19 protein-coding genes, 1 other RNA gene and 1 other annotated feature are annotated in these 23,959 nt (G+C 54.5%); of the genes, 3 read left to right on the forward strand and 17 right to left on the reverse strand.

Annotated elements, in window-relative coordinates; all coding sequences use genetic code 11:
- Nucleotides 1-16: 16 nt before the first annotated feature.
- From BMX91_RS06655 to cymR, 4 genes are all read right to left on the reverse strand, one after another.
- Nucleotides 17-685 carry a tetratricopeptide repeat protein gene (locus BMX91_RS06655; RefSeq protein WP_092051316.1) on the reverse strand — a complete coding sequence of 223 codons (669 nt, stop codon included), beginning with the start codon at nucleotides 683-685 and terminating at the stop codon, nucleotides 17-19.
- Between the two features lie 12 nt (nucleotides 686-697).
- A complete protein-coding gene (gene mnmA, locus BMX91_RS06660; RefSeq protein WP_092052148.1) occupies nucleotides 698-1,813 on the reverse strand; it encodes a tRNA 2-thiouridine(34) synthase MnmA in 1,116 nt (371 codons plus the stop codon).
- Nucleotides 1,814-1,833: 20 nt separating this feature from the next.
- Complete coding sequence (locus BMX91_RS06665; protein WP_092051318.1) at nucleotides 1,834-2,979, reverse strand: cysteine desulfurase family protein; 1,146 nt, start codon at nucleotides 2,977-2,979, stop codon at nucleotides 1,834-1,836.
- A gap of 66 nt (nucleotides 2,980-3,045) precedes the next feature.
- On the reverse strand, nucleotides 3,046-3,465 hold the full coding sequence (gene cymR, locus BMX91_RS06670; RefSeq protein ID WP_008299834.1) for a cysteine metabolism transcriptional regulator CymR: 420 nt from the start codon (nucleotides 3,463-3,465) through the stop codon (nucleotides 3,046-3,048).
- A gap of 123 nt (nucleotides 3,466-3,588) precedes the next feature.
- On the opposite strand from cymR, the gene BMX91_RS06675 reads away from it, so the two are divergent.
- Nucleotides 3,589-4,869: a replication-associated recombination protein A gene (locus tag BMX91_RS06675; protein ID WP_092052151.1), complete on the forward strand. Its 1,281-nt coding sequence runs from the start codon at nucleotides 3,589-3,591 to the stop codon at nucleotides 4,867-4,869.
- A 287-nt stretch (nucleotides 4,870-5,156) separates the two neighbouring features.
- On the opposite strand, the gene BMX91_RS06680 is transcribed toward BMX91_RS06675, so the two are convergent.
- From BMX91_RS06680 to hisS, 4 genes are all read right to left on the reverse strand, one after another.
- Complete coding sequence (locus tag BMX91_RS06680; protein WP_092051319.1) at nucleotides 5,157-5,921, reverse strand: tRNA threonylcarbamoyladenosine dehydratase; 765 nt, start codon at nucleotides 5,919-5,921, stop codon at nucleotides 5,157-5,159.
- A 71-nt stretch (nucleotides 5,922-5,992) separates the two neighbouring features.
- Nucleotides 5,993-6,174: non-coding RNA, 6S RNA (gene ssrS, locus BMX91_RS06685), on the reverse strand.
- Nucleotides 6,175-6,209: 35 nt separating this feature from the next.
- Nucleotides 6,210-8,003, reverse strand: a complete 1,794-nt coding sequence (gene aspS / locus BMX91_RS06690; RefSeq protein ID WP_092051321.1) for an aspartate--tRNA ligase — start codon at nucleotides 8,001-8,003, stop codon at nucleotides 6,210-6,212.
- 21 nt (nucleotides 8,004-8,024) lie between these two features.
- Nucleotides 8,025-9,293 (reverse strand): histidine--tRNA ligase, encoded by a 1,269-nt coding sequence (hisS, locus tag BMX91_RS06695; RefSeq protein WP_092051323.1) that lies wholly within the window; start codon nucleotides 9,291-9,293, stop codon nucleotides 8,025-8,027.
- A 53-nt stretch (nucleotides 9,294-9,346) separates the two neighbouring features.
- Nucleotides 9,347-9,587: a binding site (T-box leader), on the reverse strand.
- Between the two features lie 118 nt (nucleotides 9,588-9,705).
- On the opposite strand from hisS, the gene BMX91_RS06700 reads away from it, so the two are divergent.
- Nucleotides 9,706-11,259 carry an N-acetylmuramoyl-L-alanine amidase gene (locus tag BMX91_RS06700; protein ID WP_092051325.1) on the forward strand — a complete coding sequence of 518 codons (1,554 nt, stop codon included), beginning with the start codon at nucleotides 9,706-9,708 and terminating at the stop codon, nucleotides 11,257-11,259.
- A 240-nt stretch (nucleotides 11,260-11,499) separates the two neighbouring features.
- Here the strand turns inward: BMX91_RS06700 and dtd are convergent, their stop codons facing one another.
- The 7 genes from dtd to BMX91_RS06735 all read right to left on the reverse strand — a co-directional run bounded on the left by dtd (nucleotide 11,500) and on the right by BMX91_RS06735 (nucleotide 20,660).
- Nucleotides 11,500-11,958, reverse strand: a complete 459-nt coding sequence (gene dtd / locus BMX91_RS06705; RefSeq protein ID WP_092051326.1) for a D-aminoacyl-tRNA deacylase — start codon at nucleotides 11,956-11,958, stop codon at nucleotides 11,500-11,502.
- 18 nt (nucleotides 11,959-11,976) lie between these two features.
- Complete coding sequence (locus BMX91_RS06710; RefSeq protein WP_092051328.1) at nucleotides 11,977-14,172, reverse strand: RelA/SpoT family protein; 2,196 nt, start codon at nucleotides 14,170-14,172, stop codon at nucleotides 11,977-11,979.
- Between the two features lie 118 nt (nucleotides 14,173-14,290).
- Nucleotides 14,291-14,809, reverse strand: a complete 519-nt coding sequence (locus BMX91_RS06715) for an adenine phosphoribosyltransferase (protein WP_092051330.1) — start codon at nucleotides 14,807-14,809, stop codon at nucleotides 14,291-14,293.
- A complete protein-coding gene (gene recJ / locus BMX91_RS06720; RefSeq protein ID WP_092051332.1) occupies nucleotides 14,800-17,148 on the reverse strand; it encodes a single-stranded-DNA-specific exonuclease RecJ in 2,349 nt (782 codons plus the stop codon). The genes BMX91_RS06715 and recJ overlap by 10 nt, the downstream gene beginning before the upstream one ends.
- Nucleotides 17,149-17,476: 328 nt before the next feature.
- Nucleotides 17,477-17,845 (reverse strand): LapA family protein, encoded by a 369-nt coding sequence (locus BMX91_RS06725; RefSeq protein ID WP_092051334.1) that lies wholly within the window; start codon nucleotides 17,843-17,845, stop codon nucleotides 17,477-17,479.
- A gap of 77 nt (nucleotides 17,846-17,922) precedes the next feature.
- Nucleotides 17,923-20,190, reverse strand: coding sequence for a protein translocase subunit SecDF (gene secDF, locus BMX91_RS06730; protein WP_092051336.1), 2,268 nt, complete (start codon nucleotides 20,188-20,190; stop codon nucleotides 17,923-17,925).
- Nucleotides 20,191-20,306: 116 nt separating this feature from the next.
- A complete protein-coding gene (locus BMX91_RS06735; RefSeq protein WP_177168305.1) occupies nucleotides 20,307-20,660 on the reverse strand; it encodes a post-transcriptional regulator in 354 nt (117 codons plus the stop codon).
- 94 nt (nucleotides 20,661-20,754) lie between these two features.
- Here BMX91_RS06735 and BMX91_RS06740 point away from each other — a divergent pair, with 94 nt between their 5' ends.
- A complete protein-coding gene (locus BMX91_RS06740) occupies nucleotides 20,755-22,266 on the forward strand; it encodes a putative polysaccharide biosynthesis protein (protein WP_092051338.1) in 1,512 nt (503 codons plus the stop codon).
- Nucleotides 22,267-22,269: 3 nt separating this feature from the next.
- Here the strand turns inward: BMX91_RS06740 and BMX91_RS06745 are convergent, their stop codons facing one another.
- Both BMX91_RS06745 and yajC read right to left on the reverse strand, forming a co-directional pair.
- The gene (locus BMX91_RS06745) at nucleotides 22,270-22,911 is read right to left on the reverse strand and encodes a DUF421 domain-containing protein (protein WP_092051340.1); all 642 of its coding nucleotides are present in this window, start codon (nucleotides 22,909-22,911) and stop codon (nucleotides 22,270-22,272) included.
- Nucleotides 22,912-23,660: 749 nt separating this feature from the next.
- The gene (yajC, locus tag BMX91_RS06750) at nucleotides 23,661-23,921 is read right to left on the reverse strand and encodes a preprotein translocase subunit YajC (RefSeq protein ID WP_092051342.1); all 261 of its coding nucleotides are present in this window, start codon (nucleotides 23,919-23,921) and stop codon (nucleotides 23,661-23,663) included.
- Between the last annotated feature and the right edge of the window lie 38 nt (nucleotides 23,922-23,959).

Genomic DNA, 23,959 nt, shown 5'->3' on the forward strand with positions numbered 1-23,959 from the left:
GCTTTCCCCCTTTTCCTTATTCTTCAGACTGGCTGATCATGTTGTAGACTTCACGGGCCTGGATATGGTCCGGGCTGACAGTGAATGCCTTTTTCAGGTGGTTGAGTGCATGCTCACGCTGCTGTGTGGATACAGCGTATAGCACACCGAGGTTGTAATGGGCGTCAGCGTTGTCCGGATCTTGTACAACGACATGCCCAAGCTCCTCCATTGCTTCCCCGAACATCTCAAGCGAAGCGAGCAGGATGCCGTAGGATAGCCTGATCTGAAGATCTTCCGGCGCAAGCTCCCGCGCGCGTTGCATGTAGGGCAGCGAAAGCTTCAGCTTGCCGGTGCGTTCAAGCGATTTCGCCAGCATGTAAGGCGCGTCCGCGCCCTCAATGCCGCCCCGGATCGCTTTTTCATAAAGCCTTGCCGCTTCGTCATATCGCTCGAGATTGTAGTAAAGCCCGGCAAGCCCGTAAACGGCTGTCATCGAATCCGAGTCCAGGGTGATCGCCTTCTGGAAGAACTTCTCCGCCTTCAGCGCTTCCTCTTCCCGGCCGATCGAAGCGAGCAGGTTCCCGAAATTAATGTAGCCGATCGGGTCGTCCGGGTTGGCCTCGATCGCTTCAGAAAATGCTTTAACAGCCTGTTCGTAGTCTTCGTTCCGGATCGCATTGATCCCTTCGTTATTATGGTCCATTTCCATCACTCCTCAGCCGACATAGTCAAGCCGGCTGCCGTTTTTGTACACTTCGTCGATGGTCCCGCCGCCGAGGCAGATATCGCCGTCGTAGAACACGACCGCCTGGCCCGGCGTGATCGCACGGACCGGCTCGTCAAAGGTCACCGTCGCAGTTCCGTCACCGTGAAGCTTCACTTCAACGCCGGTATCCGGCTGCCGATAGCGGAATTTCGCAGTGCAGCGGAAGGTTTCCGGCTTCGGCACATCAGACGTGAAGCCCACTTGGACAGCCTTCAGACTGTCGGAATACAGCGCATCATTGTGGAAGTTCTGCCCGACAAGCAGCACATTGCGCTTCAGGTCCTTCCCGATGACGAACCACGGGTCGCCTGCCCCGCCGATGCCGAGTCCGTGACGCTGGCCGATCGTGTAGTACATGAGCCCGTCATGGGTGCCCATGCGCTCGCCGTTCATCGTCTCCATTGCTCCCGGCTGTGCCGGCAGATAGCCGGAGAGGAACTCTTTGAAGTTGCGCTCGCCGATAAAGCAGATGCCGGTCGAGTCTTTTTTCTCCGCCGTTGCAAGGCCGGCTTCAAGAGCGATCTTGCGGACTTCCGGCTTCTCCAGATGACCAAGCGGGAACATCACTTTCGATAGCTGGTCCTGGGACAGCTGGTTGAGGAAATAGGTCTGGTCCTTGTTGTCGTCAACGCCTCGCAGCATGACAGATTCGTCTTCCCCATGCTCGACACGCGCATAGTGTCCGGTCGCAAGATAATCTGCACCGAGGCTCATCGCGTGGTCGAGAAATGCCCGGAACTTGATTTCCTTATTGCACATCACGTCCGGGTTCGGCGTGCGCCCCGCCTTGTATTCATCCAGGAAATAAGTGAAGACCTTGTCCCAGTATTGTTTTTCGAAGTTGACCGCGTAATACGGGATGCCGATCTGATTGGCTACACGGATCACATCTTCATAATCTTCGGTTGCCGTACAGACACCGAACTCATCGGTATCATCCCAGTTTTTCATGAAGATACCGATAACGTCGTAGCCCTGCTCTTTCAGGAGCAGCGCGGTCACGGAGGAGTCGACTCCTCCTGACATACCTACGACGACACGTGTATCTTCCGGTTTTTTATGCATTGCCATATTTGTTCACCTTTCTATTTTCCAGAGAGTCGCCGAACCGTTGCTGCTGTTTTTTCTGCAGCCGTTCTGACGTCCTGTTCCGAGAGACCGTATCCAAAGCTGAATCGGACGGAATTCCGAAGTTCCTCCGCGTCTTCCCCGTACATCGCAACGAGCACATGCGACGGGTCGATCGAACCCGCCGTGCAGGCGGAGCCGCTGGATACATGAACACCCGCCAGATCCAGATTTACAAGGAGTGACTCGATATCCGTCCCGGGAAAGCTGAGGTTCAGGATATGCGGAAGTGTCTGAGCCTGTCCCGCATTCACTCTGAACTCCACTCCGGCCTCATCAAGCGCATCCGTCATGATCCGCTTGAATGACTCATGCTGCTCATGGCGTTCCGCAAGGGATTCGTATGCGATTTCCGCTGCTTTTGCGAACGCCGCGATCCCCGGCACATTTTCCGTTCCGGCACGACGTTTGCGTTCCTGCTCGCCTCCGGAGGTCGGAGGAGTGAGCTTTGTCCCGTTTTTCTGGTAAAGAAACCCGATCCCCTTCGGTCCGTTGATTTTATGTGCGGAGGCACTGAGAAGGTCGATACCAAGGTCTCCGACTTCGATCGGGATTTCCCCGAAGGCCTGTACCGCATCGGTATGGAATGATGCCGGATGACCCTGCAGGATTTCGCCGATTTCCCGGATCGGCTGGATGGTGCCGACCTCGTTGTTTGCCGTCATGATGGTTACGAGGATGGTATCTTCCCGCAGAGCCTCTCTGACTGCATCAGGAGATATTTGGCCCTCCCGGTTGACCGGAAGCCAGGTAACCTCAAAGCCCCGTTTTCCAAGCCGTTTGCAGGCGTTCAACACGGCATGATGTTCAATTCCGGTAGTGATGATATGGCGTCCCTCGTCGGATCTTGCCTCCGCTGTACCGAAGATGGCCAGGTTATCGCTTTCCGTGCCGCCCCCAGTAAAGATGATTTCTTCAGGGCGCGCGCCGATCAGCCGGGCAATTTGCGCCCGGCTGTCATCAAGCAATTTTCTTGCGGCACGGCCTGTTCCATGGATGCTTGACGCATTTCCATAGGAGCTGGTCAGAAGCTCTGCATAGACCCGCGCCACTTCCGGATGGACCGGTGTGGTGGCCGCATGATCCAAATAAATTCCGTTCATCGTCAAAACCCTTTCCCTTCAGCATTGCCGGCACCAGACTTTAAGAGCCGGCAAAAGACCGAGGCATCAAATATAGAACATATAGCCCTCGTCTTCGCTGTCAGATTTCATATTGATCAGGTCTTCGATCGTTACCGTGTCTAGCACGTCTTTTACCGCATCGCGGATGCGTCCCCACAGCTGTCTCTGCGGCTGCGGCTCGTCCTCGATCCCCTCGACGGGCTGAATCGGCCCTTCCAGGACACGGATCACGTCTCCGGCCGAGATCTGATGCGGCGGCTTCGCCAGTTTATATCCCCCGTGCGCACCACGGACACTTTTGACGAGGCCCGAGTTGCGGAGCGGCGGAACGAGCTGTTCGAGATAAGCCTCGGACAGGTTGTTGATTTCTGCGATTTTCCGGAGCGGAACCGGCCCGCTGCCGTATTGCCGCCCGAGCTCGATCATGATGGCCAGCCCGTAACGGCCTCTTGTTGATATTTTCATCAGTCCACCTCTACCCTGCGCTTTTCTATCCGCCATTATAGCACAACGTTTCCCGGCCCCGCGCATGAAGAGTCCCGGAAGCAGATGTATAATGGAAGGCGGATGAAAGAAAGGGCTGATTTCATGCAAAACGAACCGCTCGCCTACCGGATGAGGCCGAAAAATATCGACGAGATCGCCGGCCAGCAGCACATCATCAGCGAAAAAACCGCACTTTATAAAATGATCAAGAACGGCCATGTGCCATCGATGCTCCTGTACGGCCGTCCCGGCGTCGGCAAAACATCCCTTGCGCATGCAATCGCGGGGACAAGCGGTCTGCCGTTCATCGCGCTGAACGCCACGGTTTCCGGCAAGAAGGATGTGGAGCGGGTAGTCGATGAGGCCCGCGTCACCGGAAAGGTGATCCTTTTCCTTGATGAGATCCACCGATTCAACAAGCTTCAGCAGGATGCCCTCCTGCCCCATGTGGAAAACGGATCGATCGTGCTGATCGGCGCCACGACCGAGAATCCTTTTCATGACGTCAACCCGGCGATCCGTTCAAGATGCGGTGAAATTCTTCAGCTGAACGGTCTGGAAACAGAAGATGTCGCAGGACTCGTCAGACGGGCGCTTGCGGATAAGGAACGCGGTCTCGGCCGCATGGATGTCCGGATTACCGATGAACAGATCGTGCGTCTTGCCGAAGGTGCGGGCGGGGATGCACGCAAGGCCCTGACTCTCCTTGAATCGGCCGTGCTCGCTTCAGACGAGGAAGACGGGACGACAACCGTGGAGGACGCAGTGATCCACAGCCTGATCGGCCGTTCCGGTGTATTTGGAGACAAAAAGGGATCCCACTTTTATAATCTCCTTTCCGCGCTGCAAAAATCCGTAAGGGGCAGTGACGCGGACGCAGCCGTCTTTTATCTGGCACACCTGCTGGAGAGCGGTGACCTGACGGCCGTTTGCCGGAGGCTTCTCGTCATGGCCTATGAGGATATCGGTCTGGCCAGGCCTGAAGTCGGGGCGCATGTGCTGGCCGCCACCCAGGCAGCGGAGCGCCTCGGAATGCCGGAAGCGCGAATCCCGCTGAGCGTGGCGGTCATCGAAATGTGCCTTTCCGAGAAATCTAATTCTGCGTATCAGGCATTTGATGCAGCTGCATCCCGGATCCACGCAGGCGACACCGGAGATATCCCGTCCCATCTTCGCGACGCCCATTACGCCGGCGCCTCCGCACTCGGCCATACCGGATACAAATATCCGCATGATACTCCTCTCGGTGAATTCGGGGGCTGGACAAGCCAGCAGTACCTTCCCGACAAGGTGGCTGATGAACGGTTCTATGAACCCGTCATCGCAGGCAAGGAGAAGAAGATGGCCGGCATCTATAAAAAGCTGAAGCAGTTTATGAAGTAACCACGAGGAAGCCGTCCGCCCGGGACGGCTTCTTTTAATTGGGGGCAGACGGAGTCGGCATCGCCGTTCCTTGTATCAAATTCGGGCTCCATGCTGCAACTTTTCATTTCTTATTTCAACTTGCCACTCCTTGTTTCAACTTTTCAGGCCATATTTCAACTTGCCCTGCCTTATTTCAACTACACAGTCCATGCTGCAACTCCGGACTCCATATTTCACCTTCCTTATCTGGTTAACACATTAAGGAAACAGAAAAAAATCCGCTCCCCAGGGGGAACGGATTTTATTTATTCGCCTTTTACCCGCTTGACCTCGATATCTTTCACGATATCGTTGAGTACCCATGAAGCGCAGAACAGGCCTGCGGTAGAAGGGACAAATGCATTCGACGCCGGCGGCATTTTGGCTTTCCGGATTTTGGCTTCCGGCTTGCCGACCACCTTATTGACGTCCTCTTTGGAGATGATCGGGCTCTCGTCAGAAAAGACGACGGGAACCCCTTTACGTATGCCGTCTTTGCGGAGCGTCGTCCGGATCACTTTGGCGAGCGGATCGGTATGGGTTTTCGAGATATCCACAATCTGCAGACGTGTCGGATCGGTCTTTCGTGCGACTCCCATGCAGGCAATGATTTTGACTCCGCGCCGGACACATTCCTTGATCAGATGGATTTTGTAGGCGATCGTGTCGGATGCGTCGATCACGTAGTCCGGTTTCAGGTCGAACAATTGCTCTGCTGTCTCTTCGGTATAAAACATGTTGAGCGTGATGACTTCACAGTCAGGATTGATGTCCGCAATCCGCTCTTTCATGATTTCGGCTTTTTTCTTGCCGACTGTCGACAGATAAGCGACGAGTTGGCGGTTGACATTCGTGATATCAACCTCGTCTTTGTCGATCAGGATGATCCGGCCGATCCCCGTCCGCGCGCAGGCTTCCGCCGCAAACGAACCTACTCCTCCGACGCCAAGCACGGCGACCGTCGTCTGCCGGTAGCGGTCAAGCCCTTCTTTTCCGACTGAAAGTTCATTCCTGGAAAACTGGTGAAGCATAAAGGTCCATCCTTTCAATTTTCGAAAATAAAAGCCTCCCGCTCAGGCGGGAGGCGGTCAGTCAAATTGGGACAGATCCCGAACGTGCCGTCTTTGGGTAATCGTTTTGAACCCGCACAAGGCAGGTGGGTGCCCTCACCAGCACGTTTGACTTCCCCCTGGAGGGCATGCCAGCAATGCCGGTATTCGGACTCCCTACGATTTGAATGTTCGGTCAAAACTGATAGACAAATAACGAACACATCAGGATCTGTATTAAAGTAATAGTAACATATCAGAATGTTGAAATCAATTCTGAATGTTTGTGGCTTCCGCCTTATTTTCCTTCCGGAGCTTTATACCCAGTTCCTTGAGCTGCGTGTCGGAAACCCCGGATGGCGCCTCCACCATCAGGTCGCTGGCGCTTGCCGTTTTAGGGAATGCAATAACGTCACGAAGGCTTGTTGCGCCGGCAAGAAGCATCGCCAGGCGGTCAAGACCGAACGCGATCCCGCCGTGTGGTGGCGTGCCGTAATCAAATGCATCCAACAGGAATCCGAATTGGGCCTTGGCCTCTTCGTCGGAGAATCCAAGTGCCTTGAACATCTTCTCCTGAATATCACGCTCATAGATCCGAAGTGATCCTCCGCCAAGCTCAAAGCCGTTCAATACCATATCATAGGCCATCGCACGGACTTCGGACGGTGCAGTATCCAATTTTTCGATGTCTTCCCTTACCGGCATCGTGAACGGATGGTGTGCCGCGTAATAGCGGCCTTCGTCCTCGTCATACTCGAACAGCGGCCAGTCCGTCACCCACAGGAACGCATGCCGTGTATCGTCGATCAGGCCGCGTTCCTTGCCGAGTTTCAGCCGGAGTGCACCAAGAGCATCAGCGACTACCTGCTTTTTGTCCGCTACGAACAGCAGAAGGTCACCCGCTTCCGCTTCCAGTGTAGAAATCAGCTGCTCAGACTTTCCGCCTTCGAAGAACTTGGCGATCGGTCCCTTCAGGCCGTCCTCCTCGACTTTCATCCAGGCAAGCCCCTTGGCACCGTAGCGGCCGGCATAATCGCCGAGCGCGTCAATGTCCTTGCGGGAATAGTCGCCCGCGGCACCCTTGACGTTGATCGCCTTGACCTGTCCGCCTGACGATACGGCACCGGCAAAGACCTTGAACGAGGAATCCGCGACCACTTCAGACACATCCTGAAGTTCGAGGCCGAAGCGAACATCCGGCTTGTCGGAGCCATAGCGCGCCATTGCCTCATCGTATGTCATGCGCTGGAATGGCACCGCCACTTCCACTCCTTTGACGTCCTTCATGACCTTCTGGATCAGCGCTTCGTTCAGCTCGATGACATCTTCCATCTCGACGAAGCTCATTTCCATGTCAATCTGAGTAAATTCAGGCTGGCGATCCGCACGCAGGTCCTCATCACGGAAGCATCGGACGATCTGGTAGTACTTATCGAATCCTGACACCATGAGCAGCTGCTTGAAAAGCTGAGGAGACTGCGGGAGCGCATAGAATTCACCGTCATGGACACGGCTCGGCACCAGATAATCACGCGCTCCTTCCGGTGTCGACTTTGTCAGATAAGGTGTCTCTACTTCCATGAACCCGCTGTCGTCGAGAAAATTCCTTACCGTCTTCATGATGTCAGAGCGCATCTTGAATGTCCTGTACATTTCCGGGCGGCGCAGGTCGAGATAACGGTACTTGAGACGCGTTTCCTCACCTACATTGCCTGCATCGTCAATGACGAACGGAGGATTTTTCGCTTCGTTGATGATGTCGATCTCTTCCGCCTGCACTTCGATCCGGCCGGTCTTAAGGTTAGGATTCACTTGGTTTTCCGCGCGCCCGATCACTGTTCCCCGTACCTCGATGACAAATTCATTGCGCAGTCGGTCACCCGTCTGCATGGCCTCACCGGAAAAGTCCGGGTTAAAGACGACCTGGACGATCCCCGTACGGTCACGGAGGTCGACGAAAATCAGTCCGCCGAGATCACGGCGACGCTGGACCCACCCTTTCAGGACGACTTTTTGTCCGACCTGTGCTTCGGTGACTTCACCACAATAATTGGTTCTCTTCATGTCAGCTCTTCCTTCCTACAATCAAGATCTGCTTTTCAGCGTTTCCGCCAGACGGCCGAATTCTACCGTCTCCTGTGTGCCATCCGCCATATTCTTGACGCCTGCAGCACCGTTTTTCAGTTCATCTTCTCCGATGACAATTACGAATCCGGCCTTTTGGCGGTCTGCCGCTTTCATCTGCGCTTTCATCTTCCGGTCCATGTAGTCCATGTCGGCGGCGATGCCTTCCCGGCGCAGGCTGCCGAGAATCTTCACAGCCTCTTTCCGGGATTCCTCATCCAGAGCGACGATGAACGCATCAAGACGGCTTTCGGTTTCAGGCATCTTGCCTTCTGCTTCCAGTGCCATGAGGAACCGCTCGATGCTCATCGCAAACCCGATGCCCGGAGCTTCCGGCCCGCCGATGTCCTCGGAGAGCCCATTATAGCGTCCGCCTCCGCAAAGGGTCGTGATGGCGCCGAATCCATCGGAGGTGCTCATGATTTCAAATGCCGTGTGGTTGTAGTAATCAAGTCCCCTGACCAAGTTCGGGTCGACCACATAATCGATCCCGAGCGCATCCAGCGACTTTTTCACTTCTCCGAAGTAGGCTGCGGACCCCTCGTTCAAGTAATCTGTAAGCGCCGGCGCCGAATTCATCAGAGGATGTTCGCGGTCGACCTTGCAGTCAAGGATGCGAAGCGGGTTTTTCTGAAGGCGGTTTTGGCAATCACTGCAAAATTCGCCGATGGACGGCTCAAAGTGCCGGATCAGGGCTTCCCTGTGCGCTTCCCGGCTCTCTTTATCACCGAGGGAGTTGATGACAAGCTTCAGATCCTTGAGGCCGGCGCGCTGGTAAACATCCATCGCCAGCGAGATGACTTCCGCATCGATTGCAGGCGACGCACTGCCGATCGCCTCAACGCCGAACTGCACAAACTGCCGGTAGCGGCCTGCCTGCTGGCGCTCATAACGGAACATCTGGCCCATGTAGTAAAGCTTGACGGGCTGATCCGGCGAGCCGAACAGCTTATGTTCGACAAAAGCACGGACAACCGGTGCGGTTCCCTCCGGCCGAAGTGTCAGCGAGCGTCCGCCACGATCCTCGAACGTGTACATTTCCTTCTGGACGATATCGGTCGTATCGCCGACGCTTCTGGTGAACAGCTCGGTCTGTTCGAAAATCGGTGTCCGGATTTCCTCATACCGGTAAAGACGGCATGTTTCACGGATCAGCGATTCGACCGCCTGCCACTTGCCTGTCTCCTCAGGCAGCAGATCTTTTGTTCCTCTCGGTACTTTGAACATCATTGAATTCCCATCCTTCCAAGGAATGACAAAAGCCCCCGTCCCCTGCAAAAAATGCAAGGGACGAGGGCTCGTAAGCCACCGCGGTTCCACCCTGATTGGCACAGTTCTGCTGTGCCCACTCGGACCGGGTAACGGCCGGTGCCGTCTTCTCCTACGCGGGGATACCCTCCCTTTTCGAAGAAGAGCCTCTCGGGTGTTGTTCACGGTTCCAGTCCTGCAGGTGGGATTTCAGCCTGGGTCCCACCCTCTCTTTTCAGTACATTGGACCACTACTTATCCGGTCAATGGCGTCCATTCCAGTATCAATTAACCATTATCTTAATGACTTAAGAATCAACTGTCAACCGTTTTCGAAAAAGGTATAGAATTCTCCGTCCCTTCCCCGTAAACTTATCGTTAAGGAGGTAGGTGCATGAGGAATAAAGGAAAAATCGCATTATCGATCCTGCTTGTATGCGGACTGCTTCTCAGCTTCCAGGCAACCCCCGGCACAGCCAGGGCTTCGGGAACAGTCACAGTCGACACCGAATCCATCAATGTCCGGTCGGGACCGGGTCTCACCCACAGCGTGAACGGCTCACTGAAGCGCGGCGATACAGTCACGGTGCTCGGGTCTGAAGGTGACTGGCTTTATGTCGACACCGGATCTGGCAAAGGGTATATCGCCGCTTATCTCACAAAGTCGTCCGCCGCTCCCGCATCCGGCTCGGCCACCGTCATTTCCCAGGTGGACCGGCTGAATGTACGCGCACAACCCGGTACCTCCGCTGCCGTTCTTCTTAAGATGAACCGCGGTGACCAGGCCATCTCCCATGGCTCTTCAGGAGGATGGACAGAAGTGACCGTAAACGGGACACGCGGCTGGGTAGCCAGCGAATACATAACCGCTTCTTCCGCACGGCCGGCTGAGAAAAAGACCCAGGAAAACGACACTTTCACGGTCTCCGTATCGGCATTGAATGTCAGGAAAAAACCGGACCTCAACGCAGATAAGGCGGCAGTGATCCGACAGGGTGAAACGTACCCGATAACGAAAACTTCCGGCAACTGGGTCAACATCTCGGTTGACGGCAAAGAAGGATGGGTGTACTCGTTCCATGGTGTCCGCTCTTCCGGCGGAAATGCCACAGGAAGTCAATCTGGCGCTTCCAAATCTGTTGAAGGAGCAAAGGCTGCCACCGTCACGATCCTTTATGATGGGACAAACCTCCGCAGCAGCGCATCCACTTCATCCGGAGTGGTCGACCGGGCAGCTGCGGGCGAAACATTCAGCGGCGAGCCTGAAGGCGACTGGTACCGGATTTCCCTTAAAAACGGCCAGAAAGCCTATGTTGCAAACTGGGTCGTCTCAGTTGGCGGTGAGGCCGCGGAACAGCATAAAGACAAAAAGAAAAAAGCTGACCGCAGTCCCGGCACCCTAAACGGGGTTACGCTGGTCATCGACCCGGGTCACGGTGGATACGACGGCGGAACAACCGGTCTGAGAGGGACAAACGAGAAAGACCTGACCCTCCCGACCGCCGAGCTCCTCGCTTCCAAGTTGAGGGCTGCAGGCGCGGATGTAATCCTGACCAGGGAGACCGATGAATATATCGGCTTGAGAAAGCGGGTATCCATCAGCAACCAGGCTGATGCCGATGCGTTTATCAGCCTCCATTATGATGCGACGACCGACCATTCGGTGAGAGGCTTTACGACTTATTACCAGAAAGCGATCGAAGAATCGCTGGCGGAACACGTCAACACTGCACTCGGTGAATCAGTCAAGCTGAAAGACCGTGGTGTCCAGAAAGGCAATTATCTCGTCCTGCGGGAAAACCAGCGTCCGGCAGTTCTCGTCGAGCTCGGTTTCCTGAGCAACCTGTCCGAAGAACGCCGGGTTATAAACCCGGAATACCGCGAACAGGCAACCGACGGCGTCTACAAAGGCATCATCGAATACTTTGATTCCCAGTTGGGAGAATAAGAAAAAGCAGGACCGATTCCGGTTCTGCTTTTTCCTATTCAATCAATTCTTTTGATTTACAAGTGAACCTGGCTTGGAGTAACCGGGACTGAATTGGAGCAAGGCCGTTTGATTTGGAGTAACGGGCGCGCAATTGGAGTAACGACCCCTCTCTTGGAATAAGAGGGCACGCAACCTTCCTCGAAAATGTCAAATCGGACCCGGAAGAGATGTCTTCCGGGTCCGGTCCTTAAGCGGTGTTCACTCCGTATTTGAGGTTTTCTTCGATTCGACAATGACGGTAACGGGGCCGTCGTTGACGAGACTGACGTCCATCATCGCGCCGAAGATACCGGTCTCCACTTGCAGTCCGAGATTCCGGAGTTCTTCGTTAAACCGCTCATAAAGCGGTTCCGCCTGGTCGGGCCTGGCCGCATCGGAAAATCCGGGACGGCGACCTCTGCTCGTATCTGCATAGAGGGTGAACTGTGAAACCGAAAGAACCGCTCCTCCTATTTCCAGGACAGACAGGTTCATCTTTCCGTCCGCATCCTCAAACAGGCGCAGGTTCGCAACTTTATTCGCCACGTACCGGACATCATCTTCCGTGTCCGTATGGGTGATGCCGACGAGGAGCACATAACCGCTGTCGATTGCGCCGGTCACTTTGCCGTCGACCGTCACGGATGCCTCACCGCTCCGCTGGATGACCACTCTCATTCCAAACTCCCCCTTTTCTCAGTTCGTGACCCGCTGGACATAATAGATGTCACGGATCTGCTTGATGCGCTCGACGATCCGGTGGAGGTGGGTGATGTTTGTGATCAGGAGCGTCATATTAATGGTTGCGATCTTGTTTTTATCACTTTTCGCACTGACGGCAGTAATCACCGTTTTCAGATCGTTGACGATGTACATCACTTCGTTCAGAAGTCCCGGCCGGTCAAATCCGGACACTTCGATGTTTACGTGATATTCCTTCGGCTTTCCGGCAGTGCCGTTTTCCCACTCAACATCGATCAGCCGACTTTCCGAATCTTCCGGAGAAACGTTCGGACAATCCGCACGGTGAACGGAAACACCGCGTCCCTTTGTGATGTATCCGACGATTTCGTCTCCGGGAACGGGGCTGCAGCATCGGGATAGACGGATCATCAGGTTATCGATGCCCGGGACGGTGACACCGGACTCCGTCTCTTTTTTGGGAGCAGGTGCCGTCATCTCTTTTGTGATTTTCTCAAGTTGCATTTCAGCTTCTTTTTCTTTTCGCAGCTTGTCCGTGAGCCGGTTGACCACCTGCTGGACAGTGATGCCGTTAAAGCCCACCGCCGCATGCATGTCTTCTTCGTTCGCGAAATTAAATTTGTCGCATACCCGCTTGATGTTTTCTTCGGTAAGTACTTCTTTTTTCGCGAGCCCACGTTCCTTCAGCTCAAGTTCGATCATCTCGCGGCCCTTGATGATGTTCTCGTCTCTGAGCTGCTTTTTGAAAAACTGTTTGATTTTGTTTTTCGCCTGGGACGTGTTGGCGATCTTGAGCCAGTCGCGGCTCGGACCGAAAGATTGCTTGGATGTGAGAATCTCGATGATATCCCCCGTATTAAGCTCGGTGTCGAGCGGGACGATTTTGCCGTTGACCTTGGCGCCGATCATCTTATTCCCTATTTCCGAGTGGACGCGGTAGGCAAAGTCGATCGGTACCGAGCCGGAACGGAGCTCCAGGACATCGCCGTTCGGCGTGAAAACGTAGACCATATCGGAAAACAGATCATACTTCAGGGATTCCATGAATTCTTCCGCATTGGAAGACTCGTTCTGGAAATCAAGGATTTCACGGAACCAGGTCAGTTTGGAATCCAGGCTATCCTGCTTTTCCTGCAGATTTTTGCCTTCTTTATAGGCCCAATGCGCAGCGACCCCGTACTCGGCGATCCGGTGCATCTCGTCTGTACGGATCTGCACCTCGAGCGGTTCACCGTGCGGACCGACTACAGTTGTGTGGATCGACTGGTACAAATTCTGCTTTGGCATGGCAATGTAGTCCTTGAAACGGCCGGGCATCGGCTTCCATAAAGTATGGATGATGCCGAGGACCGCATAGCAGTCTTTGATGCTGCCCACCATGACGCGGATCGCAAGCAAGTCATAGATCTCATTGAACTGCTTGTTCTGCAGCACCATCTTGCGGTAGATGCTGTAGATATGCTTCGGCCGACCATTGAGTTCGGATTTGATATTTACCTGTCCAAGCTCATCACGAATCTGCTCCATCACATTCTTGAGGTAATTCTCCCTCTCCGTCCGCTTCCGCTTCATCAGGTTGACGATGCGGTAATACTGCTGAGGGTTCAAGTAGCGCAGTGCCGTATCTTCCAGTTCCCACTTGATCGTCGAGATTCCGAGGCGGTGTGCCAGCGGCGCGAAAATTTCAAGGGTTTCTGCGGAGACGCGGCGCTGTTTTTCCGGGCTCGTATACTTGAGCGTCCTCATATTATGGAGGCGGTCCGCCAGCTTGATCAGGATGACCCGGATGTCCTGTGCCATGGCAAGGAACATTTTGCGGTGGTTTTCCGCCTGCTTTTCTTCCTTGGACTTGTACTTCAGCTTGTCGAGCTTGGTGACACCGTCTACTAGACGGGCCACTTCCTCGCCGAAGCGGGTGACAAGCTCTTCCCTCGTGACCGGTGTATCCTCGACGACATCATGGAGGAAGCCCGCGGAAACAGTTTCCGGATCCATCTGCAGTTCTGCCAGGATTCCGGCAACCTGGACGGGATGCGTGATGTATGGCTCGCCGGAACTCCGTGTCTGTCCTTCATGCGCCTTTTCCGCCACCGCGTAGGCATCCTTCACGAACTGGACATGTTCCTCATTCATATAGGAGGAGACGGATGCGAAAACATCTTCAACCGTCATCACCGTATTTTTCGCCATTCCGTCCACCGCCTTTCCGTTGCTTTTCTGATATAAATTAAAACTATTTTATCAAAAAAGCGCGTTTTTGCAAAAACGCGCTCTCGAATCAGACCCCCGGCTTCCGCCGGGGGCCGAATCAGTCTTCGTATTTCATCAGTGCGTGAACATCGTAGCCTTTAAGTCGTTCGCGCCCATCCAGGTAGGAAAGCTCGATCAGGAAAGCACAGCCGGCCACTTCACCGCCGAGTTCTTCAACGAGTTTGACTGTCGCTTCGACCGTGCCGCCGGTTGCCAGCAGATCATCGACGATGAGAACCTTCTGGCCAGGCCTGATTGCGTCGTGATGGATGGTCAGGACATCTTTTCCGTATTCCAATCCGTATTCGACCTTGATTGTTTCACGCGGAAGCTTGCCTTCTTTTCGGACCGGCGCAAAGCCGATGCCGAGTGCGTAGGCGACCGGGCATCCGATGATGAATCCTCGTGCTTCCGGTCCGACAATGATCTCTGCTCCGACTTTCTTCGCGTACTCGACGATCTGGTCGGTCGCGTATTTATAGACGGGACCATTGTCCATGACTGTCGTGATATCCTTGAAGCTGATGCCTTCTTTCGGATAGTTTTCGACAATCGTCACGTATTGCTTTAAATCCATAGTTGCTGCTCCTCCTTGGCGGTCTCTGGCGCATCTAAAATACTGCCGATGACCTGCCGTAATTCCTGATAGGGCGAATAAAGTAAACTCTGTTCGATATTGATTTGCCTCTCCAGCCCCGAATACGATTCGGATTCTGACAGATCCCGCTTTGGCGGGTTGTCCACGACTGTGGCAAGTCCGTTCTCCATTGTAACAAATCCGAGCTCAAAAAACACCTTTGTCATAAAAATGACAGAATCCCGGCTCCAGCCTTTGTGCTTGGCAAGGCGTTCCCCTTCGCGCATGACATGGAAACGGCCCTGCTGCTTCAGGAACGAATAATACCAGCCGAACTGCTTCCGGTCGGGGATACCCATGAAGTACCGGGACTCCGGAACATGGAAATGCGCATAGATCCGGGATGGCCCGCACGAACTGAGAAGCCCCTCCAGCTCCTCAAGCGAGCTTGGAAGGTCCAGCAGGACAAGTGTCGACGAATGAGACGGATCCAGCTCTGCCGGCTGCACGATTGCTTTCCCGGTGTCTGCACGGAACTTGCGGACGCTTTCTTTCCTGAAAGCGATGAATACCGCATCGTGCGGGATATTGGGAAGCCATCTGGAAAGCAGTCGTTCCCCCCGCACATCGAACAGCTGCCAGCCGTCCGACTTCATGTCCTTGAGCATGAGCTGAGGCTTTTTCCGCCCGTTCCATTCATTGATCTGCAGGTCACCGGCAACGCTGATACGGGCATCAGGCGTCAGCTCATCTTCGAGGTGGCCGAGACCGAAACCGACGATATCCAATGTGCCGACACCGTCCGACACGCTGAGTTTGAGGTGGTTTTTCATCGACCCGATTTTACGGCTCGATTCCACGCTGAGATCCGGCAGGCAGTAGACCGGCTTGGCAAAGCCGACTCCGTACGGCCCGAGTTCAGCGAGCGATTCAATTGAGGCGACATCGACTTCATCCAAGGATAGCCGGACATCGACGTCAAGCGTTGGAATCAGGTCCTCATCCGTCAGTGTTTCTTCGCCCTGTCTGATTAGATTCTTCCGCAGCTGATCCACATTCCCGATCGGAAGAGTCAGGCCTGCAGCCATCGGGTGACCGCCGAAATGCGGGACGATGTCAGCATTCTTCTTGAGCTCCCGGTACATATGAAAGCCTTCGATGCTCCGTGCAGATCCTTTGGCGACCCCTTTTTCCGGATCAAGCGCCAGGACGATGGACGGGCGATAATACTTTTCCGTGATCCTGGATGCGACAATGCCGACCACGCCCGGATTCCATCCCTCCCCCGCCACAATCAGCGCATGAGGAACGGCATCGCCGTATGTATCTTCGATCTGTGCGATCGCTTCGTCGGCAATGGCGGCAACCATCTTCTGCCTTTCCTTGTTCCGGTCATTTAGCTGGGAGGCGAGCATCGAAGCTTCTCCCGCATCCTCAGTCAGGAACATCCGGACAGCCGGCTCCGCATCGCCCAGCCGGCCGAGCGCATTGATCCTCGGGCTGAATGCGAAGCCGATGGTTTCTTCATTGATTTCAGGCTGTCGCACGTCCGAAACGCTGCATAGTGCCTTGATCGCCGGATTGGACGTCTTCCTCAGCTTCTCAAGTCCCATTTTGACGATCAGGCGGTTTTCGCCGTGAAGCGGCACCAAGTCGGCAACCGTGCCGATTGCACCGAACATCAGCGAGTCCGCCGGAAAATCACCGGTCAGCGCGTGGGCTACCTTCAGGGCAACGCCGACACCCGCCAGTTCCCCGAACGGATAGTTCCCCTCGGGATGGCGCGGATGGATGATGGCATCCGCCTCCGGCAGAACCTCGCCCGGCTCGTGGTGATCCGTGATGATCACGTCCATCCCCATCTCTTTGGCCGCAGCCACCTGTTCATTGCCGGAGATGCCGTTGTCGACAGTCACGATCAGTGAGGCGCCCCGCTCGTATACTTCGCGGAACAAATCCGTGTTCGGTCCATATCCGTGCCTGAACCGGTTCGGAATCACATGGAAGGCATCGGCGCCGAGTGACAGCAGTGCCTGCATGAGGACTGTTGTGCTCGTCACGCCATCAGCATCGTAGTCGCCATAGACGGCGATGCGGCTGTTTGTGTGTATATGTTTTTGGATCAGGTCCACTGCTTTATCCATATCTTTCATCAGGAACGGATCATGCCAGCTTTCCAGGCCGATCCGGATGAAGGCGGACGCTTTTTCCGGGTCCTCAAAACCCCGGGAAGCCAGTACTTTTGCCGCAATCGGCGAAAGACCGAGGGCGAGCCGGAGGTTTTCAACTGTCCGATCGTCCGTCTCCTGCGTCCGCCAGCGCTTCATCGATTCTATCATTGCCATCACTTCCTCAGAGTCTATTATACATGAGAATGCGTTATAGTTCCGGCTTGGAATATGGCGGCTGAATTGGAGCATAAGTCTCCGAAATGGAGTAACAGGCACTGAATTGGAGTAAGGACAATGAACTTGGAGTATAGACCACAGGCCACTGAAAAGCCCATCATGATTGCTGATTGAAGTGAAAGGCCCGAGACACCTGCGGGAATAGCATTAGCCGAAGACCCCACAGGACGAAGTCCGAGGAGGCTGAGGCAATGCCCGCGGTAAGCGAGGGCCTGAAGCGGAAAAAGACTAGAAAATAAAAAGCCTCCTGACAGTTGCGTCAGGAGTTGCTGGTGTCGGAGCCGAGGTTATTGTCACGCGGCTCGACGTCCGGGTCAGGCGCGAATGCCGAAGCGGCATGCTGAAGGCCGGCGATTTCATTTTGCTGGTCGGCAATCTTGACTTCCTTCTCGTTCACTTCGCTCTCAAGCCGCCTGATTTTGCGCTGTTGCATGATGGACCGGAACATCGACACGAACCCGCTTACCGCCGCTCCGAGAAGTGCGGAAGCAAGGATGACGATGATCAGCGGCCATTCTGCCGTGCCGAAAACGTAGTTCACCGGCACCGGATCCACATTGACAATCGCAAACCAGGCGACAATAAGTGCAAAGATAAGTCCCAATACTAGCGTCCACTGAAATTTCAACGCTGGTCCTCCTTTCCGTCCAAAAAAAGACAGGGCATACAAATGTATACCCTGTCCCATCCGGACCAAAAACCTGATCATACGACAGGTTCGTCGGAGCCCCAGTTCTTTTCTTTTTTCTGGACGTCGAGCGTCCCTTTCTTGTTGATCTCCCTCTTCTTCAACTGCAGCCACAACTGTGCGGCGATAAAGATCGACGAGTAAGTTCCCGCGATCAGGCCGAACAGCAGCGCGAGTGAGAAGTTCCGGATCGATTCTGCTCCAAAGAAGATGAGAGCGAGAACGACCAGGATGACCGTCAGTACTGTGTTGATCGACCTGCTCAGTGTCTGGCGGAGTGACTTGTTGACCACATTCTTGAGGTCTTCCTCCGTCTCGATCTTCTTCATCTTGTGCAAGTTCTCACGGATCCGGTCGAAGGTGACGATTGTATCGTTGATCGAGTAACCGATGATGGTCAGGATGGCCGCGATAATCGTGATGTCGACTTCGAGTCTCAACAGGCTGAATAGCGCGACCATAAAGAACGCATCGTGCAGGAGCGACACAATCGATGCCACACCCATCCGCCACTCAAAGCGGAAGGCAACGTAAATGATGATCCCCACCATGGCAATGGCCAGTGCTTTGACCGCATTTTCAGCCAGTTCCCGGCCGACTGTCGGCGAAACGGTGCTTACGTTTGGCTCATGGCCGTAAAGTTCTCCAAGGTCCGATTTTAACTGGTTGATTTCACCCTGACTCAAGTCTTCCTTATAACGGAAGACGGCGATTTCCTTGTTATCGCCCGAAATCAGAATGTCCTCGGTCGGATGGCCAGCCTGTTCGAGAGACGTTGCCACCTCTTCCTGGGTCAGCGGTTCATTGGAAAGGACTTCCACCCTTGTGCCGCTGGAGAAGTCGATTCCAAGGTTAAGCTTGAATACACCCAGGATGATCGCACCCGCAACCAGGAAGATGATGGAGGCCGTAAAGAATTTTTTCCGGTTACCGGCAAAATCGAAACGGTCAAATCTCGTTGAGAGATCAAGGACATCCAACTCTTCCTCTTTCGGATGAATATACTTTTTCGAAAGGCCGAATGCTCCCGCTTTTCCATCGAGCATGCCACTGTGGACAAGCAGTCCGAGCAGCAGGCGCGATCCCCAGACCGCGGTGATGAAGCTGAGCATGATCGACAGGATCAGCATCGTCGCGAATCCTTTGACGGAGCTTGTCCCGAAGACGAACAGGACGGTTGCTGCGATAAGCGTGGTGATGTTCGCGTCAAGAATCGCAGTGAAGGATGACTTGGCGCCGGCCTTGAAAGCTTCTTTCACCGAAGCCCCGATCCTGAGTTCCTCGCGGATCCGTTCGTATGTCAGGATGTTGGCATCGACCGCCATCCCGACACCGAGCACGATTGCTGCAATGCCCGGAAGCGTCAGCACGCCGTTCAGCAGGTTAAAGACGAGAATCAGCAGATAAACATATACAGACAGCGTGATCACTGCAACAAAACCGGCTACGCGGTAGTACACGAGCATGAAGAGAAGTACGAGTGCGATACCGATTGCTGCAGCAATGACGGTTTTATCAAGTGCCTGTTCACCGAACTGTGCACCGACCGATGTCGAATAGATTTCTTCCAAGTTGACCGGAAGTGCACCGGCGTTCAGAATGCCGGCCAGATGCTTCGTTTCTTCAACTGTAAAGGAACCGGATATTTCAACATCCGATGACAGGATCGCCTGCGAAACGTTCGGTGCGGAAATAAACTTCGGCTCCGGCTTCGTTACTTCTTCAGCGAAGCTGTCAACACCTTCCTCAAAATCAAGCCAGATGACAAGCTGATTATTCGGTGCCATCCCCGCGATTTCCGTGGTGATTTCGCCAAACTTTTCAGCACTCTTCAACTTGAGCGTGACAATAGGCTGGCCCTGGTCGTTGAACGTCGATTGGGCGCCGCCCTCGACAAGGTCATCCCCGTCAAGCATCAGGCGGTCGGCTGTATCGCGGAATGTCAGGTTGGCCTGCGTAGACAACAGTTCACGGGCCGACTCCTGGTCCTCGATGCCCGCCAGCTGGACACGGATCCGGTTTCCGGACTCGATCTGGATGCTCGGCTCACTCACACCGAGCACATCGATCCGGTCGGTCAGTGCCCGTGCGGTGTCCGCGACGACCTCTTCGGTGATCTTCTGTCCGTCACGGAGCGGTTCCACCTGGTAGAGTACTTCGAAACCGCCCTGAAGATCCAGGCCGAGATTGACGTCTTGGGCAATCTGCTTGCCCGTTCCGCCGATCGTTGTGGCAAACAGCACCAGGAGCAATAGAAAAGCGACTATGCGCCCACGAGTTTTCATTGATGTTCCCCCTATTCAATTTGCAGCAGAAGACAGTGTCCTTCAACTGCCGGACACCTATTTATAGACGTACAAAAAAAGCAACAGTTCCATTATGGAACACGTTGCCTGTCGTGTCAATTCAGCCTTTGGGCTGTATGACCTTCCCTTTTCTGCCCTTTTGGAGCAAGGAGCTCGCGGAATTCTTCCTCATCCAATCCCCCAAAACTGCTGTTGCCTGCGGCTTTTTTAAAGCCTTCGACCTGTGTATGGGACATGTATCGGGTCGGCGAGATGGACAGGATGTCACCCACAGCTTCATGTACCGGGAGTTCGTGAAGGTCCTTTTTCCTCCACAGTTTACCCAGACAGTATGACCACAGATCCTCTTCAGTTACAGATCCGTAGCCATAAAACACGAATTCATCCGTCTTGTTCGATAAAGCCGGACGGACCTGTTCAAAAAGATCCGGGAAACCTTCCTCTGCCATGCTGCCACATCCTTTCTGCGAGTCGTACGGGCCCTTGCTCCCGCATACGGATATTGTATAAGATTTCGGCCAACATGAGAAGGAAGTGTTCAGCGTGTCGACATTTTTCCGGGGGACGATTATCCTGATGGGCGCGGTTTTCCTGTCCAAGTTTTTCGGCTTCATCTACCGGATGCAGTTCATGCGGGTTGCGGGAGAAGAAGCGGTCGGCACTTACATGTCCGCTTATCCGGCTTTTATTTTCTTCCTCGCGCTCATTCAGCTCGGACTTCCGATTGGTGTAGCCAAAGTGGTCGCAGAACTGCATGCCCGGGGGGAGCGGAGCAGCCTGCAGCAGGTGATGCGCACCTCAGTCATCCTCTCCGCATTTGCTTCTATCGCACTTCTTCCGCTGTTTATACTGGGAATTCCTTATCTGTCCGGGACGCTCCTCGGCAACCCGGAGACCTCAGTCGTGCTGTACATCTCGCTTGCCGCTCTGCCGGTTGCGACCGCATCAGGCCTGATCCGCGGGTATTTTCAGGGGATTGCACGGATCGAAGAGACGGCATGGTCCCAAATTCTCGAGCAGACAGTGCGCATTGCCCTGATCAGCTTTCTTCTGCCGCTATTCGCTGACCCTTCCAGTCCTGCGCTCACGGCAGGCTACGCAATGGCCATCACCGGAGCGGCGGAAGTGGCCACTCTCCTGTACCTTTACATCAAGTACCGACAAGTCAAACTGAACAAGCCGGACCGTACAAAAAAGATGTACCCTCTCCGGCCCATCCTGTCTGTTTCCCTGCCGTCTTCCGGCAGCAGGCTCTTCGGTTCGTTCACTTGGTTTCTCGAACCGATCGTTTTTATCCGTGCACTCGGCATGGCGGGGATCGGGGTGACGGCGGCGACTTCGCTGTACGGCGTCATCTCTGGTGTGCTGATTCCGCTTCTCCTGTTCCCTGCTTTTATCTCCCATGCCCTTTCTGTCGTTCTCGTGCCGGCGGTGTCGAGCGCTGCCGCGCTGAATGATGTGCGGCTTCTTCGGGAGCGTATCCATCTGTCGCTGCGGATTTCTGCAATCACGGGAAGTGTCGCAGCAGCTGTATTCTTTCTCCACGGTGAGGAAATGGCAGTGAAACTGTTCCACATATCCGATGGCGGAGCCTATATGCTGATGCTCGCACCGATATTTTTCTTCTACTATATACAGGGGCCGCTGCATTCCATCCTGCAGGCGATGCAGGAGGCGAAGGCCGCCATGATGAACTCCGTTTATGGCGGGATCGGCAAGCTGCTTGTCATGTTCGTCCTTGCCTCACAGCCGGGACTCCAGGAAGCCGGTGCCGTCATGGCCATCGGGTTTGGGGTACTGGTGACTTCGTTCCTGCACATTGCGACGCTTCGCAAAAAGCGGGAGGCCTCTACCGGATTCACGATGTTCGTTATCCCTTACCTGTCCTTTGTACTGACCGTGGTCGCCCGTCCGCTTCTGATCGAGGAAGTGCCGTTCGGGATGCTCGGAGACATTGTCGTCACAAGCTTTTTCCTGCTCGTGCTCCTCTTCCTGTTCCGGTATTTCCGCCTGTCGGACCTCAGGACCGTCCATAAGCTGGCACGCCGGTTCTGATAATCACCCTGTCCTCCCTTTTTCCTGGATATGCATGCCTTCCTTATCGAGCGTGCAGAAAAACACCTGCTCAGGACTGCTGTAGCCAGCCGCATTCAACTCGTTCATCAGCCACTCCATATCCTTGCCGATCAGAGGCAGGTGCTCTTTCTGGATCACGCCATCCGAAATCAGCGGAAGGATGGGACGGTCGCTGTCTTTTTCAAACACTGCCAGATTGCCGCTTGCCTCAAGAAAAGCATAGGCGACATTACGGACGGATGCCACCTGCTGCTCCCTCAGCTGCTGAAGTAGGTTATCGATATTGTAGCGCTGTCTTCTTATGGTCTGTTCTTCAATTACACCGTTCCGGATGATGACCGCGGGCCCCCCCTCGACGACATCCCGGAACTTTTTGCTTTTCAGGGAAATGAACGAAGCCGTGATTTGGATGATCAGGAGAACCAAAATCGGCATAATGGCCATAAACAGCGGACTGTCCGGATCATCCAGCGCAAAGGCGGCTACTTCCGCCATCAGGACGGAAATGACGAGGTCGACCACACTCAGCTCCCCGAGTTCCCGCTTGCCCATGATCCGCAGCACGACGATGATCAGCACATATAGGAAAACCGTCCGCCATATCACAATTAACAAATCTTCCATGATGCACCTCTTTTCCCGTTTAGTATAGGGCATCCTGAAGGGAAACATTCACCGGACTGCCGCCATCACGCCAACTTTCCGGGAAAAGAACAAAAGCGCAAGTGCCGTTTAGCAACGTACAAACTGGAGCCCTTCGCAATGAGATAAAGGAAACAAGGTCTATAGTGAGCAGTTGCTTTCCGTTCCGGCGCTGGCTTTCCGCGGCCAGTTGCAAGGAGCCAGCCCTTCGGGTCATAAGCCATTCCACTCCGCGAAGCAAGCTTCGCTGCGCGGCACGTCTTATGCCTGTCAGGGCTTAACGGCTCCCTTCACTTTTGATGCGGGGAAGGCTAAGAGCCGAAGCCAACGCGAAGATTGGCGTCTGCGCCCAAAAGCAAAGCGTTGGGCAGCAAAGACCTTCCTGCGCCCTTAACGCAGTGGTGGGCAGCACAATCTACGAAGTCTCTCCGCTCTTCCTTTTCCGCTGTCCAGCTGTAGAGTCCAACTCCTCAGGTCATAAGACATGCCTGTCGGAGCTGACCGGCCCTCTTCGCTTTCAATGCAGGAGTCCGCGCCTCTACTGCAAGCAACCATGCCAAGTATGTTCGATTTAATAGTTCATTTTGCATTTTGCCAGGCGCTGGAGCTGGGCGGGGACGCCACGTGGATAGCCATTATCCACAGAGTGACGAATTATCATTTTCTAGGAAACAAAAAAAGACCGCAGGCACGGCGGATCATTCCGCTGTGCCTGCGGCCGTTCCGGCAAATCAGTTGTCGAGGACACGGCCGATTGCCGCGCGTTCAAACTGGAGACGGGAACCGTCGGCGCATTTCACAAACACGGTCGCATCATCGACTGCATCGACCGTGCCGTGAAGGCCGCCGATCGTGACGATTTTGTCGCCGCGCTGAATTTCATTCTGCATTTTCTGTGTTGCTTTCTGCCGCTTCTGTGCCGGGCGGATCAAGAAGAACCACATCACGGCGAACATCAGGATCAGCGGCATCAGGGCTACTAATGTTTCCACAAATTTTCCCCCTTTCTGTATGGTACAAGTATACAAGC

The organism is Bhargavaea ginsengi (assembly GCF_900109165.1).
Lineage (GTDB): Bacteria > Bacillota > Bacilli > Bacillales_A > Planococcaceae > Bhargavaea > Bhargavaea ginsengi.